The organism is Gordonia alkanivorans (assembly GCF_004011905.1).
GTDB classification, from domain to species: Bacteria; Actinomycetota; Actinomycetes; order Mycobacteriales; family Mycobacteriaceae; genus Gordonia; species Gordonia alkanivorans.
In genome coordinates, this window is the sequence record NZ_CP027114.1 from 4,079,958 (window position 1) to 4,100,116 (window position 20,159).

The following is a 20,159-nucleotide window of genomic DNA, read 5'->3' on the forward strand; positions in this document are numbered from 1 at the left end:
AGCAGATGACGCGTAGCATCGGCAGTTGGTTCACCGATAGTCTCCACAAGGGACGTCAGTGTGGCAGAGAACCCGGCACCTTCAGGGAATTGAGGCGAGATACCGCTGTGAGCAGCAGTTCGATTTCTGACTTCGGACAGAACACCTGGCTGGTCGAGGAAATGTACCAGCAATTCAAAGAGGACCCGAGCTCGGTGGACCCGAGCTGGCATGAGCTCTTGAAGAGTTACAAGCCCGGAGACAACGGTGGTGCCGCGTCCGCCGCATCGACGTCCACCACTCCCTCCTCCAACGGCAGCGCACCGGCGAAGCCCGCGGCCGAGTCGGCACCGCGCAAGCAGGTCACGCTCGATCAGGAACCGACGCGGACCGCCTCTGCCCGCAAACCCTCCCCTGCCAAGGAGTCGACCGCGACCAAGGCCGCATCCGGCCACAGCGTCGCGAGCCGTGACGGTTCCGCCCGTTCCCAGCCGAAGCCCGCCGCAGTTGAAAAGCCTGCTGCCGCCAAGCCCGCAGCCGCCGAGTCCAAGAAGGAATCCGCGGACGGCAACAAGGTGCTCCGCGGTCCCGCCGCCGCCATCGCGAAGAACATGGCGCTGTCGTTGCAGATCCCGACGGCCACCAGTGTTCGCGCGGTTCCCGCGAAGGCGATGATCGACAACCGCATCGTCGTCAACAACCACCTCGCCCGCACCCGTGGCGGCAAGATCAGCTTCACCCACATCCTGGGTTACGCGATCGTCCAGGCCATCAAGGCCTTCCCGAACATGAATCGGCACTACGCCGAGATCGACGGCAAGCCCAACGTCGTCACCCCCGCGCACACCAACCTCGGTCTGGCCATCGATCTGGTCGGCAAGGACGGCAACCGCACGCTCGTCGTCGCCGCCATCAAAGAGTGCGAGAGGATGGGCTTCGCCGAGTTCTACAACGCGTACCAGGACATCGTCCGGCGCGCGCGTGACGGCAAGCTCGGCGCCGACGACTTCTCCGGCGTGACCATCTCGCTGACCAACCCCGGCACCATCGGCACCGTGCACTCCGTGCCCCGCCTGATGAAGGGCCAGGGCGCCATCATCGGCGCCGGTGCGATGGAGTACCCGGCCGAGTTCCAGGGCGCCAGCGACGAGCAGATCGCCGAGCTCGGCGTCGGCAAGCTGATGACGCTGACCTCGACCTACGATCACCGCATCATCCAGGGAGCGGAATCGGGCGACTTCCTGCGCACCGTCCACCAGCTGCTGATCGACGACGCGTTCTACGACGAGATCTTCACCGCGTTCCACGTGCCGTACGAGCCGGTTCGCTGGCGTCGTGACATCCCGGCCGGCCTCGTCGACAAGAGCACCCGCGTCCTCGAGCTGATCGCCGCCTACCGCAGCCGCGGCCACCTGATGGCCGACATCGATCCGCTGATGATGAACAGCGATGCGCGCAGCAGCCATCCTGATCTGGACATCGCGACCTACGGCCTGACCCTCTGGGATCTCGACCGCACCTTCAAGGTCGGCGGTTTCCACGGCCAGGAGAAGATGAAGCTGCGCGACGTGCTGGCGATCCTGCGCGACGCCTACTGCCGCCACGTCGGTGTGGAGTACACCCACATCCTCGAACCGGACCAGCAGAAGTGGCTGCAGGAACGTGTCGAGGTCAAGCACGTGAAGCCGCCGGTCGGCGAGCAGAAGTACATCCTGAGCAAGCTGAACGCGGCGGAGGCCTTCGAAACCTTCCTGCAGACCAAGTACGTCGGTCAGAAGCGCTTCTCGCTCGAGGGTGCCGAGTCGGTCATCCCGATGATGGACGCGGTCATCGACCAGAGCGCCGAGCACAACCTCACCGAGGTCGTCATCGGTATGCCGCACCGCGGCCGTCTCAACGTGCTCGCCAACATCGTCGGCAAGCCGTACTCGAAGATCTTCTCCGAGTTCGAGGGCAACCTGAACCCGTCGCAGGCGCACGGTTCGGGTGACGTGAAGTATCACCTCGGCGCCGAGGGCAAGTACTACCAGATGTTCGGCGACAACGAGATCAACGTCTCGCTGACGGCCAACCCGAGCCACCTCGAGGCGGTCGACCCGGTCCTCGAGGGCCTGGTCCGCGCCAAGCAGGACCTCATCGCCGACGCCGACGACGAGAGCTTCCCGATCCTGCCGCTCATGCTGCACGGCGACGCCGCGTTCGCCGGTCAGGGCGTGGTCGCCGAGACGCTCAACATGGCGATGCTGCCCGGTTACCGCACCGGCGGCACCGTGCACATCGTCGTGAACAACCAGGTCGGTTTCACCACCGCCCCGGAGCACTCGCGTTCCACCGAGTACTGCACCGACGTCGCGAAGATGATCGGCGCGCCGATCTTCCACGTGAACAGCGACGATCCCGAGGCGTGCGTCTGGGTCGCGAAGCTCGCCGTCGACTACCGCCAGGCGTACAACAAGGACGTCGTCATCGACCTCGTCTGTTTCCGCCGCCGCGGCCACAACGAGGGCGACGACCCCTCGATGACGCAGCCGGCGATGTACGAGGTCATCGACACCAAGCGCGGCGTCCGCAAGAGCTACACCGAAGCCCTGATCGGTCGTGGTGACATCTCGACCAAGGAGGCCGAGGACGCTCTGCGTGATTACCAGGGACAGCTCGAACGGGTCTTCAACGAGGTCAAAGAACTCGAGAAGTACCACGCCGAGCCGTCGCCGTCCATCCAGGCCGACCAGACCCTGCCGACCAAGCTGGTCACGGCGGTCGACAAGGAGATCCTGCAGACGATCGGCGACGCCTTCGTCAACGTCCCGGAGGGCTTCACCCCGCATGCGCGCGTGAAGCCGGTTCTGGAGCGTCGTGCCGAGGCCGCCCGCAACGGCAACATCGACTGGGCCTTCGCCGAACTCCTCGCGTTCGGTTCGCTGGTGATGGAGGGACGCACCGTCCGCCTGTCCGGTCAGGACTCGCGCCGCGGTACGTTCACGCAGCGCCACTCGGTGCTCATCGACCGTCAGAACGGTTCGGAGTACACCCCGCTGAACCACCTGCAGCCCGCCGGCGAGGAGAGCAACGGCGGCCGGTTCATGGTGTACGACTCGCCGCTGTCAGAGTTCGGTGTCGTCGGCTTCGAGTACGGCTACTCCGTGGGCAACCCGGACGCCCTCGTGCTGTGGGAGGCGCAGTTCGGCGACTTCGTCAACGGCGCACAGTCGATCATCGATGAGTTCATCTCGTCCGGTGAGGCCAAGTGGGGTCAGCTCTCCGACGTGGTGCTGCTGCTGCCGCACGGGCACGAGGGCCAGGGTCCCGACCACACCTCCGGCCGCATCGAGCGCTTCCTGCAGCTGTGTGCCGAGGGCTCGATGACCGTCGCACTGCCGTCGACCCCGGCGAGCTACTTCCATCTGCTGCGTCGTCACGTCCTCGACGGCATCAGCCGACCGCTCATCGTCTTCACCCCGAAGTCGATGCTGCGCAACAAGGCCGCCGTCAGCCCGGTGTCTGATTTCACCGACGACAAGTTCCGTTCGGTCATCGACGACCCGAAGTTCGCCAAGGGCGACGCCGACCGCAGCAAGGTCAAGCGCGTCCTGCTGGTGAGCGGCAAGCTCTACTACGAGCTCGCGGCCCGTCGTGACAAGGAGGATCGCGAGGACATCGCGATCGTCCGCATCGAGCAGCTCTACCCGGTGCCGCACCGCCGCCTGCGCAACACGCTGGAGCAGTACGGCAACGCCAGCGAGTTCCGCTGGGTCCAGGAGGAGCCGGCCAACCAGGGCCCGTGGCCGTTCCTCGGCCTGTGGCTGCCCGAGGTGCTGCCGGATGTCCTCGGTGGCCTGCGCCGCGTCTCGCGTCGCCCGATGTCGGCCCCGTCCTCGGGTTCGAGCAAGGTGCACGCGGTCGAGCAGCAGGAGATCCTCGACGAGGCGTTCGGCGAGTAGCGAACCCTCACAGACAAAGGCGGCCCCCGCCGGACTCGGTCCGGCGGGGGCCGCCTTGCTGTGTCGAACTCACCAGATCTCGTGCGGGAGCCCCCAGGCCGCGAGTTCGGAGGTGAGGAGGTCCCGGAGTACGGCGTCGGAGCCGAAGGCCTCGTCGTCGAGTCCGAGGACGGTGAACGACACCTGCTCCGGGGTCCGGATCAGCCACGACTGCACGCCGTCGCCGAAGCGATGCCCGGACGCGGGGTCGACGCCCTGGGTCATGCCGCGCAGCGCCATGCGGCGCGCGGTCCGGCCGCCGACCACGGTGGCCTCCGGCGTCGCCTCACCGATGTTGGAGATCACCGCGTCGGGCATGCCCTTGCCGGCACCGCCGCCGACGAGCTTGATCAGCACCGAGACCGGCAGGAACCAGGCGAGCGGACGAAGGTAGATGTGGGGCGCGCGGCGGCCTTCGGACAGCCGCACGAACGCGGCCTTGCATGCAGCCCGAATCCCGGCGAGGTCACCTCCCGGCACCGGCTCGTCGGTCAGGAACACCGACACCCCTGCGATCGCGTTGGTCCGGGTGTCCTCTTCGCCCTCACGACGATCCACCGGTACCCCGACCTTGATCGGGGTCCCCAGCGGGGACCGTCCCCCGGATCGGAGGAGGCCGCTCACGACCGCGATGAACAGGGTGTTGGAGGTGCCGCCGTGATCGGCCGCGACGCGGTCCCAGTCGCCGGCGGGGATCGACGCGGTCGCCCAGGTGAACTTCGCCGCCGGGGACCGCTCCGCGAGCGGGGGACGTTCCGGCCGCGGATCCGGTTCGAGCCCCGAGGCCTTGCGGCTCTCGGCGGCCGCCCGGGCGATGCCGACGACGACTGCACCAGCCTGCGCCACGGCGTCGGCGACATCGTCGAGGCGTCCGCGGCGCCAGGAACCCCGGGACTCCGGACCTGCCGACAGAGAACCTCCCGCCGCCGAGGTCCGCTCGTCCGCGACGGCGACGGGTACGCCCGATTCGCGTGCCGCCGCGGCGGCTGCGGCGACCATGCCCCGTCCGTCGGTGACCACGTGCAGGGCACACAGTGACAGCGCGGTGCCGCCGGATTGGGTGGGCGCGCTCCGCAGGCGCCAACAGCGACCGCCCTCGGCGTCGAGCGGGACCGTCGACATCTCGGCGGTCGCCCATGCGTCGACGCCGGCATCGGGAATCGGGAGGGGATCCACGGCCAGCCCCGGGGCGTCGGGCGCCGGGACCCAGCGGGGACGCGAGCCGTACACGGTGGACGACACCAGCATCCGGTGCATGCGTCCGCGGGCCAGCGCGGCGTTCATCGCGGTCAGTGCCTCGAGGGAGACCTCGTCCTCGAAGTCCCACACCATCTGCAGCACCACCGACCAGCCGAGTGCCGGGGTCGCGAACCAGAACGGTGCGTCGTCGGTGGCGAGTCGCCCACTCCGTTCGTCAACCGGATCCGTGCGTGACAAGGGCGCCATAGGTCCACCTCACTGAAGATCGACCCCGCGGTCGATGCCGACTCCCCCGTCGTCCTCCCCGTGGGAGTCTAGGACGCGGCGCCGGCGAGTGTCGGAAGGGCGGCGGTGATCAGGCCGAGCAGGTCCTCGCGGGTGACCGTCGGCGAGGTCAGCCAGCGGATCGTCGTCTCCTCGACGAAGGCGACCCAGCCGTGGACGCTCAGCACGACCGTCGGGGTGACCTCGACGCCGAATGCCGGTGCGTGATCGAGAACCCGGCCCACCATGACCTCACGGGTTCGGTCGAAGACGTCGCGCATCGCGGGATCCGAGCTCGACGCCCCGCGGATGAGAGCGGTGTAGGCGGAGCGGTTCTCGCTGACGAAGTCGACGAACGCCGCCATCGAGGCGGTCAGGATGGCGATCGGGTCCCCGAGGGACGCGTCCGGTTCGGTACACGCCAGCATCCGGTCGGCCTGGGCCTGCGCGATCGCGACGTGATAGTCCTGCTTGGAGGCGAAATAGTGGAACAGCAGCGCCCGCGACACCCCGGCCGCATCGGCGATGGCGTCAATGGTGATCTCCTCGAGCGGACGGTCCCGCACCATCTCCAGACCGAACTCGAGGAGCTGGTCGCGACGCGCCTCCGGACTCATCCGGGTGCGCTTGGATGCGGTTTGCTTGTCCCCGATCACCGGCGCGGCAGCCGTTCCTCTACTGGTCACCCGGCCAGACTACTCCTATTGAGTCTTGTTCAATAACTATTGACACGTGTTCAGTATCACCCCTATGGTGACACCATGACAACGAACGATGTAGAGATCGCCATCATCGGGGCCGGCTTCTCGGGGCTGGGTGCCGCCATCCGGATGAGGCAACACGGATTCGACGACTTCGTCCTCCTCGATCGCGGCCGCGACTTCGGGGGCACCTGGCGCGACAACACCTACCCCGGCGCCGCCTGCGACGTGCCCTCGCAGCTGTACTCCTACTCGTTCGCGAAGAACCCCACCTGGTCGCGGTCGTACTCGCACCAGCCGGAGATCCACGATTACATCAACGATGTCGCGGCCCGCCACGACATCGCCGCCCGGTCGCGCTTCGGCACCGAGGTCACCAACGCCGCATGGAACGAGGACGAGGGTCGCTGGATCATCGACACCGAACGCGACGGCAAGCCCGAACAGGTCCGCGCCCGCGTGATGATCGGCGGCGTCGGCCCGCTCTGCGAGCCGAACCTCCCGGACATCGACGGCATCGAGTCCTTCCAGGGCAAGATCGTCCACTCGGCCCGCTGGGACAACGACCACGACTTCACCGGACAGCGCGTCGCCGTCATCGGCACCGGCGCGTCGGCCATCCAGCTGGTCCCGGAGCTCGCCAAGGTGACCTCGCGACTCGACGTCTACCAGCGCACCGCACCGTGGATCGTCCCCCGCACCGAGCGCGCGTACACCAAGCTCGAGCACTGGGCCTACAAGAACGTCCCCGGTTACCAGTCGGCCGTCCGCGGCGGGATCTACGCCGCCAACGAGGTCGTCGCCTTCGGCCTGACCTACTCGCCCACCGCCCTCAAGCCCGTCGAACTGCTCTGCCGGGCGAACATCCTGCGCGGCATCGGCCGTGACGCCGAGCTCCGCCGCAAGGCCACCCCCACCTTCCAGGTCGGCTGCAAGCGCATCCTGCGGTCCAACGACTGGTACCCCGCCCTCGCCCGGCCCAACGTCGACCTCGTCACCGACGGGATCGACCGCATCACCGCGAACGGCGTCGTCGCCAAGGACGGCACGACCCGTGAGGTCGACGTCATCGTCGTCGCCACCGGCTTCCACGTCACCGACTCCCCCGTCTTCGACAAGATCGTCGGCAAGGATCAGCGGAGCCTCGCAGACGTCTGGGCCGAGATCGGCATGCAGGGCTACAAGGGTTCGTTCGTCCACGGCTTCCCGAACATGATGCTGATGGTCGGACCGTCGACCGGCCTCGGCCACACCTCGATGGTGTACATGATCGAGTCGCAGCTCAATTACCTCGTGGACTACCTGAAAACCGTTCGAGCCCAGGGAATCACCCGGACCGAGGTCCGGATGTCGGCCCAGCAGGAGTACAACGCGGGCATCCAGCACAAGCTGCGCAACAGCGTGTGGGTCAACGGCGGCTGCGCGTCCTGGTACAAGGACGCCAACGGCAACATCACCACGCTGTGGCCGGGATTCACCTTCGCGTTCCGCAACATCACCCGCCGCTTCGACATCGCCGCATACGATGTCACCCGCGGTGCACGACGCCCGGCGGTCGCAGCGCCCGGACAGGGCGAGTCGACGACCGATCAGCCCGCTGCCGTGAACGCCTGAGACCCGGCGCACCGAAGAGATTCGAGGACAAACTCATGAAGGACTTTCGCGACAAGGTCGTGGTGATCACCGGTGCCGGTTCGGGCATGGGCCGGGAGATCGCCGTCAAACTCGCCGGACAGGGTGCCCGCCTGGCCATCTCCGACGTCACGCCCGACGGACTGACGGAGACCGAACGCCTCGTGAAAGCGGCCGGCGCACAGGTGCATTCGCAACTTCTCAATGTCGCCGAGCGCGAGGCCGTGCTGACCTACGCCGACACCGTCAAGAACCATTTCGGCGTGGTCAACGTGGTGTTCAACAACGCGGGCATCGCGCATCACGGTGAGGTCGAACGCACCGAGTTCAAGGACATCGAGCGCGTCATGGACGTCGACTACTGGGGAGTCGTCAACGGCACCAAGGCGTTCCTGCCTCATCTGATCGCCTCGGGTGACGGCCACATCGTCAACACGTCGTCGCTGTTCGGTCTTCTCGCCGAACCCGGTCAGGCCGCGTACAACTCGGCCAAGTTCGCCGTCCGCGGCTTCACCGAGGCCCTGCGCCAGGAGATGATCATCGCCAAGCACCCGGTGAAGGTGACCTGCGTGCACCCCGGTGGCATCAAGACCGCGATCGCCCGCAACGCCACCGTGTCCGGCGACCACGACCAGAAGGCCACCGCCGCCTTCTTCGACCGTTACCTCGCGCGGATGTCGAGTGAGGACGCCGCCGACGTCATCATCGCGGGCGTGCGGAAGGACAAGGCGCGCGTCCTGGTCGGCGCCGACGCCAAGATCCTCGACATCGCGGTGCGCATCGTCGCGTCGAAGTACCAGTGGGTCTCGGCGAAGGCCACCGCCTGGGCGTTGTCGAAGGCGCAGTAGCGGCTACAGGCCGTGCTCGGCCAGCCACTCGAGCGCGACCTCGCGCGGATCACCACCCGTCTCGACCTCGCCCGCCATCGTGGCGAGGTCGGCGGTGGTGATCTCGCCGGCGACCTTGTTCATGGTCTTGACCTGATCGCGGTTGAGCGCGGCCGACCGGAACACCGGGACGAGCACCTCGGCGCGCGGTCCGGACTGTTCCTCGGGCGTGCGTTCGATACGCGGTTCGTCGGCGGGCGGATTGTCGGCGGTGTCGCCGCCACCGGCCGACGTGCGTAGCGCCTGAACGTCGGACGACGCGCCCTCGGCGTCCTCTCCCGCGATGTCGAGCGGGGTGAGCAGGCCGACCGCGTTGCCCTCGGACGCGCGCTGCAGCACTTCGTCGGTGGTGCCGGCCGTTTCCACCGGTCCCAGACGGCATCCCGCCGAGGCAAAGGCGTCGAGCGTCGCCTGATCGGGGTCGGAGGTGGCGACCACCGGCAGGCCCGGTGGGAGGAGTGCGCAGTCGTCGAGGCCGCTCGCGCCGACGCTGCCGGCGAGGGTCGTCGACACGAAGATCTGCGGCGCACCGGAGACCGGTGTCTCGTCGCCGACCGAGACGCCCTGCGGCAGCGAGCGGTTCAGCTCGACGTAGACGTCCTCGGCGCCGACCGCGGTCGACGACGGGGCGAGCAACGTCAGGAGGTCCCCGGTGAAGGCCGGGAAGAGGTCGACGTCGGCGCGGTCCATCTCGTCGAGCAGCGCCGCGTCGTCTCCGCGCAGCTGATCGGCGGACACGACCGAACCCGCGTTCCGCAGGGCGCCCGCGTACACCTCGGCCATCACCCGCATGGCCGCGTCCTCGGACGAGCCGATCACGATCCCCGGCGGCGGCGAACCGGCTTCGTCCCCGCACCCGGCGAGAACAACGGCCAGGGCCGCGATCAGTCCGGTGACCACCACGAGACGCTTGCGGACGATGCGTTTTTCCACGTAGCCACCGTATCTGTTGGGCGCCGTCATCTGTTCTGGCCCACTGGCTTCAGACACCCTCGGCGATGAAGCCCATGATCGAGCTCGCGATGAGCTGGACGGCGATCGCGGCGAGCAGCAGACCGGCGATCTTGGCCAGCAGGGTGATACCGCCGACGCCGAGTACGCGGATCAGAACCGTCGAGTACCGGAGCACCAGCATCACCACGATGTGCACGCTGATGATCGCGGCCGCGATGGCCAGGTAGCCGGCGGCCTCCCCGTCGACGCTGCTGACCTGCACGATGACCGCGGCGATGGCGCCCGGTCCGGCGAGCAGCGGGGTGCCCAGCGGCACGAGCGCCACGTTGACGTCGTCGGACGCCTTCGGGTTGCCGGCGTTGCCCAATCCGGTGAGGAGTTGCAGCGCGACCAGCAGCAGGAGCAGTCCGCCCGCGCCCTGGAGCGCCGGGATGCCGATGTGCAGATAGTTCAGGATCGCCTTGCCGCCGATCGCGAAGACGCTGATCACCAGGAGGCTCACGAGGGGTGCCTGCCAGGCCGCGCGCCGCCGGTACTCGGGCGACCGCTGGCCGACCAGGCTGAGGAACAACGGGATCTGTCCCGGCGGGTCCATGATGACGATGAGCGTGATCAACGTGGTCGTGTACACGGTGACGTCGAAAGGCACGGCCGAATCCTACTGGGGAGGCACGCCCGGGCCCCGCGGGTACCATCGGCAGGCGTGGCGACGATCCCTCGGTCCGGTCCGCGCGGTCTCCCTCCGCGCGGTGACGCCGCGGCGCCCGCGGGAAAGAACCGGGCCCCGGTGTCGCGCGCCGTCGTCGACTGCGCGGTCTATCTCAACGGCCACCGCCAGCCGGGCGACATCTCCTACCGCGACGCGCTGGCGCAGGTCCGCGAATCCGGTGAGGGTTTCGTCTGGGTCGGCCTGCACTCCCCTGACGACTCCCAGATGACCGACGTCGGCACGACCTTCGGCCTGCACGAGCTCGTCGTCGAGGATGCCGTGCACGCGCATCAGCGGCCGAAACTCGAGGTGTACGACGACACGCAGTTCCTGGTGCTGAGGACGGTGCAGTACGTCGAACACGAGTCGATGGCGATGGCCAGCGAGGTCGTGGAGACCGGCGAGATCATGGTCTTCGCCGGGCCCGATTTCGTGATCACGGTGCGCCACGGTGAGCACACCGAGTTGTCGGGGATGCGACGGAATCTCGAGAGCCGGCCCGAACGACTCGCCCTCGGCCCGACCGCGGTCCTGCACGCCGTGGCCGACAAGGTCGTCGACAGCTACCTTGCGGTCACCGACCGCATGGACGTCGACGTCGCCGCCATCGAGGAATCGGTGTTCAGCCGACAGAATCGCTGGCTCGACATCGACCCGGTCTATCTTCTGCGACGCGAGGTGCTCGAACTCCGGCGCGCGGTCACCCCGCTCTCGACGCCGCTCCAGACCCTCACCGCGAGCGGTAACCCGTTGGTGCCCAAGGAGGTTCGACGACACCTGCGCGACGTCGCCGATCACCTCACGACCGTCATCGAACGGGTCCTGGAGTACGACGAGCTGCTGAACTCCATGCTGCAGGCCGGGGCCGCGAAGGTGGGCATCCAGCAGACCACCGACATGCGCAAGATCTCGGCGTGGGTCGCGATCGCCGCGGTGCCGACGATGGTCGCCGGGATCTACGGCATGAACTTCGACCACATGCCCGAACTGCATCAGCCGTGGGGTTATCCACTCGTCCTCGGCCTTCTGGTCGCGACGTGCGTCGCCCTGTTCGTGGTCTTCCGTCGCAGTCACTGGCTCTGAAAGTGCCCCAGGATCACCGGTTACCGACGGTGCCGTGGCCTAACCGGTGGTCGACGGCCACCGAGAGGCCAGCGTCTCGCACACGGAGCGTTGCTCACTCTCGTCCCGCGCGTGCATCAACAACCCCTCCACGGTGAACACGGCGATCATCACCTCGGCGTCGACGGTCTCCGGTGAGACACCCGCCGCCTCCAACTCGGCCCGGAACAGACTGCCGGTGAGCAGGTGAAAGTTGTTGTGCCACTCCGCCACCGCCGGTGAATGCGGTACGCGGGCATGCACCGTCGTCACCAGACCACGCATCTCGGTCAACCGCTGCACGATCCACAGCACCCGAGCGGCGATCGGCTCATCCGACACCGCCTGATACATGGGCCAGACGTCGGCCATCACGGCCGACAGAACCGCAACGAGTACATCGTCCTTGTCGTCGAAGTACCAATAGATCGTGTTGGCCGCGACGCCGGCCTCCTTGGCCAACCTGTTCATCGACGTCGCCTCGTATCCGCCCTCGATGAACAGTTTCCGCGCGGCGGCGACTATCTCGTCGCGCTTCTCGTCGGCGGCTTGCGGCCTCTTGTTCCGCGCCACGGGAAAAGTCACCTCCACAGATCCTCTTGAACGCCATTCAAGACGCTGTTATCTTGTTGAACACCATTCAAGATACTCGGCGAAGGTTTACCCATGTCACGTCAGTTCAGTTACGTCCGGTCCGATGTCACGTTCCGTTCGGGCGACTCCCGGTGCGCCGCCTGGCTCTACGGACCCGATGGCGTCGAGAACCCTCCGATCGTCGTCCTCGCACACGGTTTCGCCGCCTTCCGGGAGCTGCGCCTCGACGCGTACGCGGCGCGGTTCGCCCAGGCCGGCTACGCCGCGCTCGTCTTCGACTACCGCCATTGGGGTGCGAGCGAGGGTTCACCGCGTCGCGTTCTCGACATCGCCAAGCAGCACGCCGACTGGGATGCCGCGATCGCCTACGTCCGCGGTCTCGACGGCGTGGACACGGGCCGAGTGGTGGCGTGGGGGACGTCCTTCGCCGGCGGTCACGTCCTGAGACTGGCCGCCCGCGACCGCGATCTGGCCGCCGCGATCGTCCAGGTGCCGCACGTGAGCGGGCCCGCATCGGCGTTCTCCCAGTCGCCGGCACTGGTGAGCCGCCTGATCTTCGCCGGAGTACGCGATCAGGTCCGGGCATGGACGGGACGGCCGCCGTACCGCATGGCTGCCGTCGGGCGCCCCGGCGACATCGCGATGATGACCTCGCCTGGCGCCTACGAGCAGGTCGAACGCATGGGAGACATGCGTGAGGAACTGCTTGCGGAGAACGACGTGGCCGCCCGAATCGCGTTGCGGGTGCCCTTCTACTCCCCCGGCCGTCACGCAGCCGACATCGATGTCCCGGTGCTGGTCCAGCTCGCCACGAGGGACGACGTCACACCGATCGACAAAGCGCAGGCCGTCGCCCGTCGGATTCCGAAAGGTGAAGTCCACACCTACGACTGCGCCCATTTCGAGCCGTATCTCGATCCGTACTTCGACACCATCATCGACCACCAGATCGGCTTCCTCGACCGCCACTTAGGAGACCCGCGATGACCGTGAACGATCGTCGACGCACCGCCCTGGTAACCGGCGCCTCCGCGGGAATCGGAACCGCCTTCGCCCGACACCTCGCCGCCGAGGACCACGATCTGATCCTGGTGGCGCGACGCGCGGACCGACTCGCCGAGCTGGCATCCGAACTCCATCGGCAACACGGGATACGCGCCGAGATCATCGCGGCCGATCTCAGCGACCCGGCCGCGCCCGCCGCGATCGTCCATCGCGCAGCCGAACTGGGCATGCCGATCGACATCCTCGTCAACAACGCGGGACTGTCCGCCGGGACGAAGTTCTCCGACACCCCCTGGGACTCGGTGGCCGCCGAACTCCAGCTGATGGTGACCGCGGTGACCGAGCTCATCCATCGGGTCGTACCCGCCATGAAGGCGCAGCGCTGGGGACGCATCGTGAACCTGTCGTCCCTCGCGGCGGTGTCGCCTCCGGGAGAAGGCCTGCTCTACACCGGGATCAAGAGCTACGTGCTGAACATGTCGCAATCGCTCGACATGGAGCTCAAGCCATTCGGAATCCACGTGACAGCACTGTGTCCGGGCTTCACCCACAGCGAATTCCATGACGTCATGGGCACCCGCGACGCCGCAGACCGACTGCCGGGATTCCTGTGGCAGCAACCCGAAGACGTCGTCCGGGAAGGTTGGGCTGCGGTCTCCGCGGGAAAACCCGTCTGCATCCCCGGTGTCGTCAACAAGGTGTCCGCGGCAGCCATGCGCCCCATTCCCGGACGTATCGGCTACTTCCTCGGTCGCACACTCAACCCCTTCAAGTAACCGCGGTGCGCGACTGTCGGCGACCGGACGTGAACGGACCCGCCGGGAGCGTGATTGTCCCGTGACCGCACCGGGTAGTCATCTCGGCATGAGCACTACCGACACCGATGCCACCGTCGCGGCCCTGATGGCGCGCGCCGGACGGACCTACGCCGAGGACGCGGGGATCGCGCTGAAGGACACCCCGTCGCCCCTGTTCGAACTCCTGGTCCTGTCGCTCCTGCTGAGCACGCGGATCTCCGCCGACATCGCCGTCGCCGCAGCTCGCGAGCTGTTCGCCGCCGGGTATCACACGCCCGAGAAGATGGCTCGGGCGTCGTGGCAGAGCCTCGTCGACGCGTTGGGCCGCGGACACTACAAGCGCTACGACGAGAGCACCGCCACCCGACTCGGGGAGGCCGGCCGGAAGGTCCTCGACGACTACCACGGGGATCTCCGCGAACTCGCCGCGAAGGCCGAGCCCGACTCGGATGCCGCCGCGAAGCTGTTGCAGGAGTTCACCGGCATCGGTCCGGTCGGCGCCGACATCTTCCTGCGCGAGGTGCAGTCCGTGTGGGATTGGGTCGCACCGCATTTCGACGAACGGGCCCGCGCCGCCGCCAAGGACCTGGGGCTGCCCGACGACCCCGGCCGTCTCGCGGATCTCGCCGACGGGAAGCCCGAGGTACTCGCCGCCGCGCTGGTGCGGGCGTCCCTCGACAAGGACCTGCTCGGCGAGGTCCGATCCGCGTAGACGCGGCCTATCCTGGGGTGACGGTCACAGGCGCGCCACGTTTGAGCACTTCCGCTTCCGGATACTCCGGGGAGGATCCGCGCCGTGCCCCGGCCGCGGACCGCGACGAGGAGGAACCCTGGTGTCAGCTGAGGCGATCGCTGCCGATCCGACCACTCCCGGGGTCTTTCGCACCCCGACGCTGCCTCCGGCACGTGGTCCGCTGTCCCAGGCCGTGATCGATCTGCTGAGCAGTGATCCCGAGTCGGCATCGGTCACCGATGTACCCGCGGCGGTGCACGACGCCGATCCGTATGGGGACGACCTCCAGCTGGCCCTGTACATCGCCTACGAGATGCATTACGTCGGTTTCGCCGAGGTGGACGTCGCGTGGGAGTGGCAGCCGGCGTTGCTGTCCCTGCGTGCCGGTCTCGAGCGACGATTCCTCGACGCCCTCCACCGCGACGTACCCGCGGCTGCCGAGAACCAGTCCGTGCAGTCGGAGATGGACGAACTCTGCATCGAGGATCTGGACGGCGACGGCGCGTCGTACTTCCTCCGTGACAACGGGACCTGGGAGCAGTACCGGCAGATGTTCGCCCTGCGATCGCTGTATCACCTCAAGGAGGCCGACCCGCACGCGTGGGCCATCCCACGACTCCGCGGGCAGGCCAAGGCTTCGTTCGTCGCAGTCGAGTTCGACGAGTTCGGCGGCGGCCGCGGCCGCGCGGTCCACCAGGAGCTCTTCGCCGACCTGCTCCGCGCGTCGGACCTGTCCGCCGATTACCTCGGCTACCTCGACACCGTCCCCGCCGCCGCCCTGACGCCGGTGAACCTCATGTCGCTCTTCGGTCTCCACCGTCGCTACCGCGGTGCAGCGGTGGGTCATCTCGCGGCCACCGAGATCACCTCGTCGCCCGGTTCCCAGCGACTCCTCGCCGGACTCGAACGGCTCCACGCGCCCGAGGCGTGCCGGCACTTCTACCGCGAACACGTCGAGGCCGACGCGGTGCACGAGCAGATCCTGCGCACCGACGTCGTCGGCGACCTGGTCCGGCAGGACCCGAGTGCCGAGGCCGACGTGATCTTCGGAATCCGCGCGTTCTTGTTCGTGGAAGACGCGCTCGAGACGCACGTGATGAGTGCGTGGGAACGCGGCGAGAGCGCCTTCCCCGGCGTTTAGGGGAATTCCGAGAGAATCAGTCCGCTGCGCGCCTGCGGCGCTTGCGGTGGCTCGTGTCGCACAGCGGGTAGTTCTTGCTGCGCCCGCACGCGCAGATGGCCACCATGAACCGGTCGGACTGCACGTGACAGCCGTCGGGCAGTTCGATGTCGACCGGTCCTTCGACGAGCACCGGTCCCCCGCGTACCACCCGTACCGCGGTGCGTTCGGCGCCCGCGCCGTTCTCGGTCTGCGCCACGGTGACGTCCTCCGGGGTCATGCCGAATGCTCCGCACCAGCAGTGTGACCCTCTGACCGGCTCCCGTCGACCTTCAGTTCGCCCGGGGCGACGGCAGCGATCCCGACCAGTCGTTCGACGCGGCATCCGCGCTCGAGCAGTCCGCGTTCCTCGAGCCACCCGGCGCGAGCGGTCATGACCGGGCCGAACGGGATGAAGCGTTCCGAGACGACCTCGGCGTGCAGACCGCCGGCCCGAAGACCCCGCAGCGATGCCTCCTCGTCGGCGAACTCGGAGTGCACCAGCAGGAACGTTCCGCCGGGACGCAACAACGTCGGGACGTGCGCGCACAGGAGATCCAGCACGGCCCGTCCGTCGAGGCCCGCGTCCCACGCGTGCGACGGTCCCGCCGGGTGGTACCGGGGATCGTCGACCGGGGGCGTCGGCACGTAGGGCGGATTGCAGGTCACGACGTCGTACTCACCGACGTGGCGCGTCAGATCACCGTGTTCGACGGTGATGGACACCCCTGCCGTCACCGCCGCTCGGCGAGCGTAGGCAACCGCATCGGCGGAGGCGTCGACGGCGGTGACCTCGGCTGCGCCCCGGCGGGCGGCGGCGATCGCTATCGCACCACTACCGGTACACAGGTCGAGGACGCTCTTGCCGTCCACGCCCAGCGAACGCACCATGTCGATGAGTAGTTCGGTGTCCTGCTGTGGCAGATAGACCTCGCCGACCGAAGAGGCGGCGACCCCGGGGGTGGCGAGGGGGGCCCGCGGCGTTGCGGGCGATGCGGATGTCAGCGTCACCAGTGCATCGTTCCCGCGGGCAGCGATCGTGAAACCTCAGCCGGGCGTGGCCGAGGCCCGATTCGGCTCGGTCACGTCGATGCCGGCCTCCCGCCACGCGTCGCGAAGAGCGTCGGCGCCCTTGAGCCGCACCCAGGCCGCCTCGTTCGCGGTGATCGGCACCGCCCGGAGCAGACGGACGGGGTCCATCGGGTCGGGCAGCTCGACCTCCCCGAGTTCATCGGCGGACAACAACACCGCGGTGCAGGTGGCACCGTCCCACAGCGGTTCGCCCAGATCGACAAGGGCGTCGGCGTCGAGGATCAGTCCCTCGACCGCCGGCGCGGCCGCCAGCGTCGCCAAGCGCTTGTGCAGGCCCGGGAGCGGCGAGCCCGCGCGCATCCGGACCACGAGTTCGGCCCGCGGCCCTTTCACCGGATCGGCGTGGAGATCGGTCGGGTCCGCCATCGGATGGCGTGCGCAACCGGACGTCACATAGACCAGTTCATCGGGGGCTTCATCGCCGAGCACGAATCGCAGTACATCGATGGGCTCGACGCCGAGGAACGTCACCGACGCCCGCTGTGGTTCGGCGCCCAGCCGATCCCAGAGATGTTTCCCGACGAGGTCGGTCACCGCTTCAGTCACGTCCGACAGGCTACCGAGAAGACTGCGACCGATTTGAGCCCTCGTCTAGCCTGGAGCAATGGTCCGGGTTCTGGCGGTCGCCGACGAGGTGGTGGACTCTCTCACCTACGGCGTCGGAATCGAGGGGCGCCCCGACCTCATCCTCGGCGCCGGCGACCTCCCGTTCGACTATCTCGAGATCCTGTCGTCACTGTGCGACGCACCGTGCGTCTACGTTCCCGGCAACCACGACCGTGAACTGCGGGGCTACCGTCGCGGGCGCACCGGCTGGACCCGCGCGGGCCTCCCCACCGAGGACCCGGGTCCGTGCGGCGGCATCAACGCCGACGGGCGCACGGTGACGGTCGCCGGACTGCGGATCAGCGGACTCGGCGGCAGCCGCTGCTACAACGGCGGGACCAACCAGTACACCGACATCCAGCAGCGTCTGCGATCGATACGCCTGCGCTGCGGGAACATCCTGTCGAAAACGGCCCTGGCGAACCGGGGCGGCACCGACATCCTGCTCACCCACAGCCCCGCACGCGGCGTCGGCGACGGCGACGACACCCCGCATCAGGGTTTCGACTGCTATCACCCGCTCGTCCGCGCATTGCGCCCGACGCTGCTCGTGCACGGGCACGTCCATCCCTACGGCAGCCGCCCCCGCGACCTACCCATCGGCGAGACGACGACGTCGATGAACGTCGTGGGGTTCTGCCAGTTCGACATCGATCCGGCGACCCGGAAGGTGGACATCGTGAGGCGCAGACATGGCGCGTGACACCGGATTCCCCGAGGCCGACGCCGAATACGACTTCGCCCGGCTACGACGCCAGGCCGAACGTGCCCGGCTCGCACAGTGGTTCATGCGGCAGCCGGCGGACGTCAACACCATCCTGCCCTTCGACGAGGTGGTCGCCGCGCTCGGCGCCACGGGCAAGACCGTGATCGGCCTGCAGGTCGTCGAGGTGTCCTCGATCGTCGGAAGCGTCGACCGCACCAAGGATTTCGACCGGTACTTCCGTCCCACCTCGTCGCACATGCGGGAGCGGTGGCAGCGGATCGCCGCCGCCCAGCGTCGCGGCGAGTCGGTGCCGCCGGTACAGCTCTACCGGGTCGGGTCGATGCACTTCGTCATCGACGGCCACCACCGCGTCTCGATCGCCATCGCGCGCAACCTGACCACGATCGACGCCTACGTGACCGAGATCCACACGCGCATCTCGCCGGAGGGCATCAACGCACCGTCGGACCTGATCCTCAAGGACCACCGCCGGCTGTTCCTGTCGCGGGTTCCGCTCGAGGGCGCGCAGGCCGAGGCCATCAAGCTGACCGGCGCATTCGACTACGCCGAACTCGCGGAGAACGTGGAGGCGTGGGGTTTTCGGCTCTCCCAGGAGCTCGGCGAATTCCTGAGTCGCACCGAGGTCGCCCGACGCTGGTTCGGTGAGGAGTTCCTGCCCGTCGTCCGAATGGCCCGCCGGGCCGGCATCCGCGACGACCTGACCAGCGACGCCGAGCTGTACATGTGGGTGGCCTGCGAACGCTATCGCCTGGTGCGCAGGCACGTCTGGGACGAGAAGGTCTTCGACGAACTGCGCGACCACTCCGACCGTAGACGGCGGTAGTGGTCGCGCAGCGACGCGATGCAGACGGAGATCAGCGGCGGCGCAGCGACTCTCCCGAGCTCTGGTCGAAGACCGCCACCTTCGAGGCGTCGTAGAACAGCTCGGCGGTCGAACCGCGGGTGACCTTCGAATCCGGCGACAGGCGGGCGATGAGCTGGCTGCCCCCGAGGTCGGCACCGGAATCGGCGGACAGCTCGGCGAGCGCATCGCTCGACGCCCGGTTCGACCCGTTGCCGATGCTGAAATAGGCGTAGATGTCCGAGCCCATCGACTCGAGGACGTCGATGTTCGCGGTGAACGTCGCACCCTGCCGGCGAGTGGTGTCGTCGACGAGGGAGGCATCCTCGAGGTGCTCTGGGCGGATGCCGATGAGAACCTCGCCGCTGCTTCCGACGTCACCCGCCCGCGAGACCACGGCGCGGTGATCGTCGAGGGCGATCGTGCCGATCGCGGTCTCGATGCCGTCCGTGCCGAGGCGCCCGGACAGGAAGTTCATCGCGGGAGAACCGATGAACCCGGCGACGAACACGTTGGTCGGGTTGTTGTACAGCTCCTGCGGCGTGCCGATCTGCTGGACATGCCCGCCACGCAGCACGACGACGCGGTCGCCGAGGGTCATCGCCTCGGTCTGATCGTGCGTCACGTAGACGGTGGTGGTCCCCAGTCGCTGCTGCAGCTGCGCGATCTCGGTACGCATCTGCACGCGCAGCTTGGCGTCGAGGTTCGACAGCGGCTCGTCCATGAGGAATGCCTTGGGCGAGCGCACGATCGCGCGGCCCATCGCCACACGCTGACGCTGACCGCCGGACAGGTTGGCCGGCTTGCGGTCCAGGTACTGCCCGAGATCGAGGATGCGCGCGGCCTCGTCGACCTTGGCGGCGATCTGATCCTTCGGCAGCTTCTGAAGCGTCAGCGGGAATGCGATGTTGTCGCGCACCGACATGTGCGGGTAGAGCGCGTAGCTCTGGAACACCATCGCGATGTCGCGGTCCTTGGGTGCGCGTTCGTTCACGCGCTCCCCGCCGATCCGCAGCTCGCCGGAGGAGATGTCCTCGAGTCCCGCGATCATGTTGAGCGTCGTCGACTTTCCACATCCCGACGGTCCGACGAGGATGACGAACTCGCCGTCGCCGATCTCGATGTCGACCCCGTGGACCGCGGTGGAGCCGTCCGGGTACTGCTTGGTGACCTTGTCCAGAACGATGTCTGCCATGGG

19 protein-coding genes are annotated in these 20,159 nt (G+C 67.9%); 10 read left to right on the plus strand and 9 right to left on the minus strand.

The features are described from left to right. Nucleotides 1–107: 107 nt before the first annotated feature. Entirely contained in the window at nt 108–3,920 is a 3,813-nt protein-coding gene (locus tag C5O27_RS18485) for a multifunctional oxoglutarate decarboxylase/oxoglutarate dehydrogenase thiamine pyrophosphate-binding subunit/dihydrolipoyllysine-residue succinyltransferase subunit (protein WP_127963347.1), read from the plus strand. A gap of 69 nt (nt 3,921–3,989) precedes the next feature. Here the strand turns inward: C5O27_RS18485 and C5O27_RS18490 are convergent, their stop codons facing one another. Continuing rightward, on the minus strand, nt 3,990–5,405 hold the full coding sequence (locus C5O27_RS18490; RefSeq protein WP_127963348.1) for a hypothetical protein: 1,416 nt from the start codon (nt 5,403–5,405) through the stop codon (nt 3,990–3,992). Nucleotides 5,406–5,473: 68 nt separating this feature from the next. Then, nucleotides 5,474–6,109 carry a TetR/AcrR family transcriptional regulator gene (locus tag C5O27_RS18495; RefSeq protein WP_127963349.1) on the minus strand — a complete coding sequence of 212 codons (636 nt, stop codon included), beginning with the start codon at nt 6,107–6,109 and terminating at the stop codon, nt 5,474–5,476. 75 nt (nt 6,110–6,184) lie between these two features. Here C5O27_RS18495 and C5O27_RS18500 point away from each other — a divergent pair, with 75 nt between their 5' ends. Beyond that, nucleotides 6,185–7,738: a flavin-containing monooxygenase gene (locus tag C5O27_RS18500; protein ID WP_127963350.1), complete on the plus strand. Its 1,554-nt coding sequence runs from the start codon at nt 6,185–6,187 to the stop codon at nt 7,736–7,738. 35 nt (nt 7,739–7,773) lie between these two features. Continuing rightward, nucleotides 7,774–8,604, plus strand: a complete 831-nt coding sequence (locus C5O27_RS18505) for an SDR family NAD(P)-dependent oxidoreductase (RefSeq protein WP_127963351.1) — start codon at nt 7,774–7,776, stop codon at nt 8,602–8,604. 3 nt (nt 8,605–8,607) lie between these two features. Here C5O27_RS18505 and C5O27_RS18510 read toward each other — a convergent pair whose 3' ends face one another. After that, nucleotides 8,608–9,576, minus strand: coding sequence for a type 2 periplasmic-binding domain-containing protein (locus tag C5O27_RS18510; RefSeq protein ID WP_127963352.1), 969 nt, complete (start codon nt 9,574–9,576; stop codon nt 8,608–8,610). Between the two features lie 49 nt (nt 9,577–9,625). Continuing rightward, nucleotides 9,626–10,246: a MarC family protein gene (locus C5O27_RS18515; RefSeq protein ID WP_006360491.1), complete on the minus strand. Its 621-nt coding sequence runs from the start codon at nt 10,244–10,246 to the stop codon at nt 9,626–9,628. 54 nt (nt 10,247–10,300) lie between these two features. Between C5O27_RS18515 and C5O27_RS18520 the strand changes: the two genes are divergently transcribed. Then, entirely contained in the window at nt 10,301–11,389 is a 1,089-nt protein-coding gene (locus C5O27_RS18520; protein WP_127963353.1) for a magnesium and cobalt transport protein CorA, read from the plus strand. Nucleotides 11,390–11,428: 39 nt separating this feature from the next. Here C5O27_RS18520 and C5O27_RS18525 read toward each other — a convergent pair whose 3' ends face one another. Continuing rightward, nucleotides 11,429–11,980 (minus strand): TetR/AcrR family transcriptional regulator, encoded by a 552-nt coding sequence (locus C5O27_RS18525; protein ID WP_127963877.1) that lies wholly within the window; start codon nt 11,978–11,980, stop codon nt 11,429–11,431. A 93-nt stretch (nt 11,981–12,073) separates the two neighbouring features. Here C5O27_RS18525 and C5O27_RS18530 point away from each other — a divergent pair, with 93 nt between their 5' ends. The 4 genes from C5O27_RS18530 to C5O27_RS18545 all read left to right on the plus strand — a co-directional run bounded on the left by C5O27_RS18530 (nt 12,074) and on the right by C5O27_RS18545 (nt 15,677). Beyond that, a complete protein-coding gene (locus C5O27_RS18530; RefSeq protein WP_127963354.1) occupies nt 12,074–12,988 on the plus strand; it encodes an alpha/beta hydrolase in 915 nt (304 codons plus the stop codon). Then, nucleotides 12,985–13,782: an SDR family NAD(P)-dependent oxidoreductase gene (locus C5O27_RS18535; protein ID WP_127963355.1), complete on the plus strand. Its 798-nt coding sequence runs from the start codon at nt 12,985–12,987 to the stop codon at nt 13,780–13,782. Before C5O27_RS18530 ends, C5O27_RS18535 begins: the two co-directional genes overlap by 4 nt. Before the next feature lie 88 nt (nt 13,783–13,870). Beyond that, the gene (locus tag C5O27_RS18540) at nt 13,871–14,515 is read left to right on the plus strand and encodes an HhH-GDP family DNA glycosylase (protein WP_127963356.1); all 645 of its coding nucleotides are present in this window, start codon (nt 13,871–13,873) and stop codon (nt 14,513–14,515) included. Between the two features lie 121 nt (nt 14,516–14,636). Continuing rightward, a complete protein-coding gene (locus tag C5O27_RS18545) occupies nt 14,637–15,677 on the plus strand; it encodes an iron-containing redox enzyme family protein (protein ID WP_208651386.1) in 1,041 nt (346 codons plus the stop codon). Between the two features lie 16 nt (nt 15,678–15,693). Here the strand turns inward: C5O27_RS18545 and C5O27_RS18550 are convergent, their stop codons facing one another. From C5O27_RS18550 to C5O27_RS18560, 3 genes are read right to left on the minus strand one after another with little or no spacing between them, the layout of a single operon-like run. Beyond that, nucleotides 15,694–15,936: a CDGSH iron-sulfur domain-containing protein gene (locus tag C5O27_RS18550; protein WP_127963357.1), complete on the minus strand. Its 243-nt coding sequence runs from the start codon at nt 15,934–15,936 to the stop codon at nt 15,694–15,696. Continuing rightward, a complete protein-coding gene (locus tag C5O27_RS18555; protein WP_006360483.1) occupies nt 15,933–16,706 on the minus strand; it encodes a HemK2/MTQ2 family protein methyltransferase in 774 nt (257 codons plus the stop codon). The genes C5O27_RS18550 and C5O27_RS18555 overlap by 4 nt, the downstream gene beginning before the upstream one ends. A gap of 36 nt (nt 16,707–16,742) precedes the next feature. Next, complete coding sequence (locus C5O27_RS18560; RefSeq protein WP_127963358.1) at nt 16,743–17,333, minus strand: suppressor of fused domain protein; 591 nt, start codon at nt 17,331–17,333, stop codon at nt 16,743–16,745. Between the two features lie 58 nt (nt 17,334–17,391). Between C5O27_RS18560 and C5O27_RS18565 the strand changes: the two genes are divergently transcribed. Further along, nucleotides 17,392–18,096: a metallophosphoesterase family protein gene (locus tag C5O27_RS18565; RefSeq protein ID WP_006360481.1), complete on the plus strand. Its 705-nt coding sequence runs from the start codon at nt 17,392–17,394 to the stop codon at nt 18,094–18,096. Beyond that, nucleotides 18,086–18,943 (plus strand): chromosome partitioning protein ParB, encoded by an 858-nt coding sequence (locus tag C5O27_RS18570; protein ID WP_127963359.1) that lies wholly within the window; start codon nt 18,086–18,088, stop codon nt 18,941–18,943. The genes C5O27_RS18565 and C5O27_RS18570 overlap by 11 nt, the downstream gene beginning before the upstream one ends. 31 nt (nt 18,944–18,974) lie before the next feature. Here C5O27_RS18570 and C5O27_RS18575 read toward each other — a convergent pair whose 3' ends face one another. Beyond that, nucleotides 18,975–20,156: an ABC transporter ATP-binding protein gene (locus C5O27_RS18575; RefSeq protein ID WP_006360479.1), complete on the minus strand. Its 1,182-nt coding sequence runs from the start codon at nt 20,154–20,156 to the stop codon at nt 18,975–18,977. Nucleotides 20,157–20,159 lie beyond the last annotated feature (3 nt).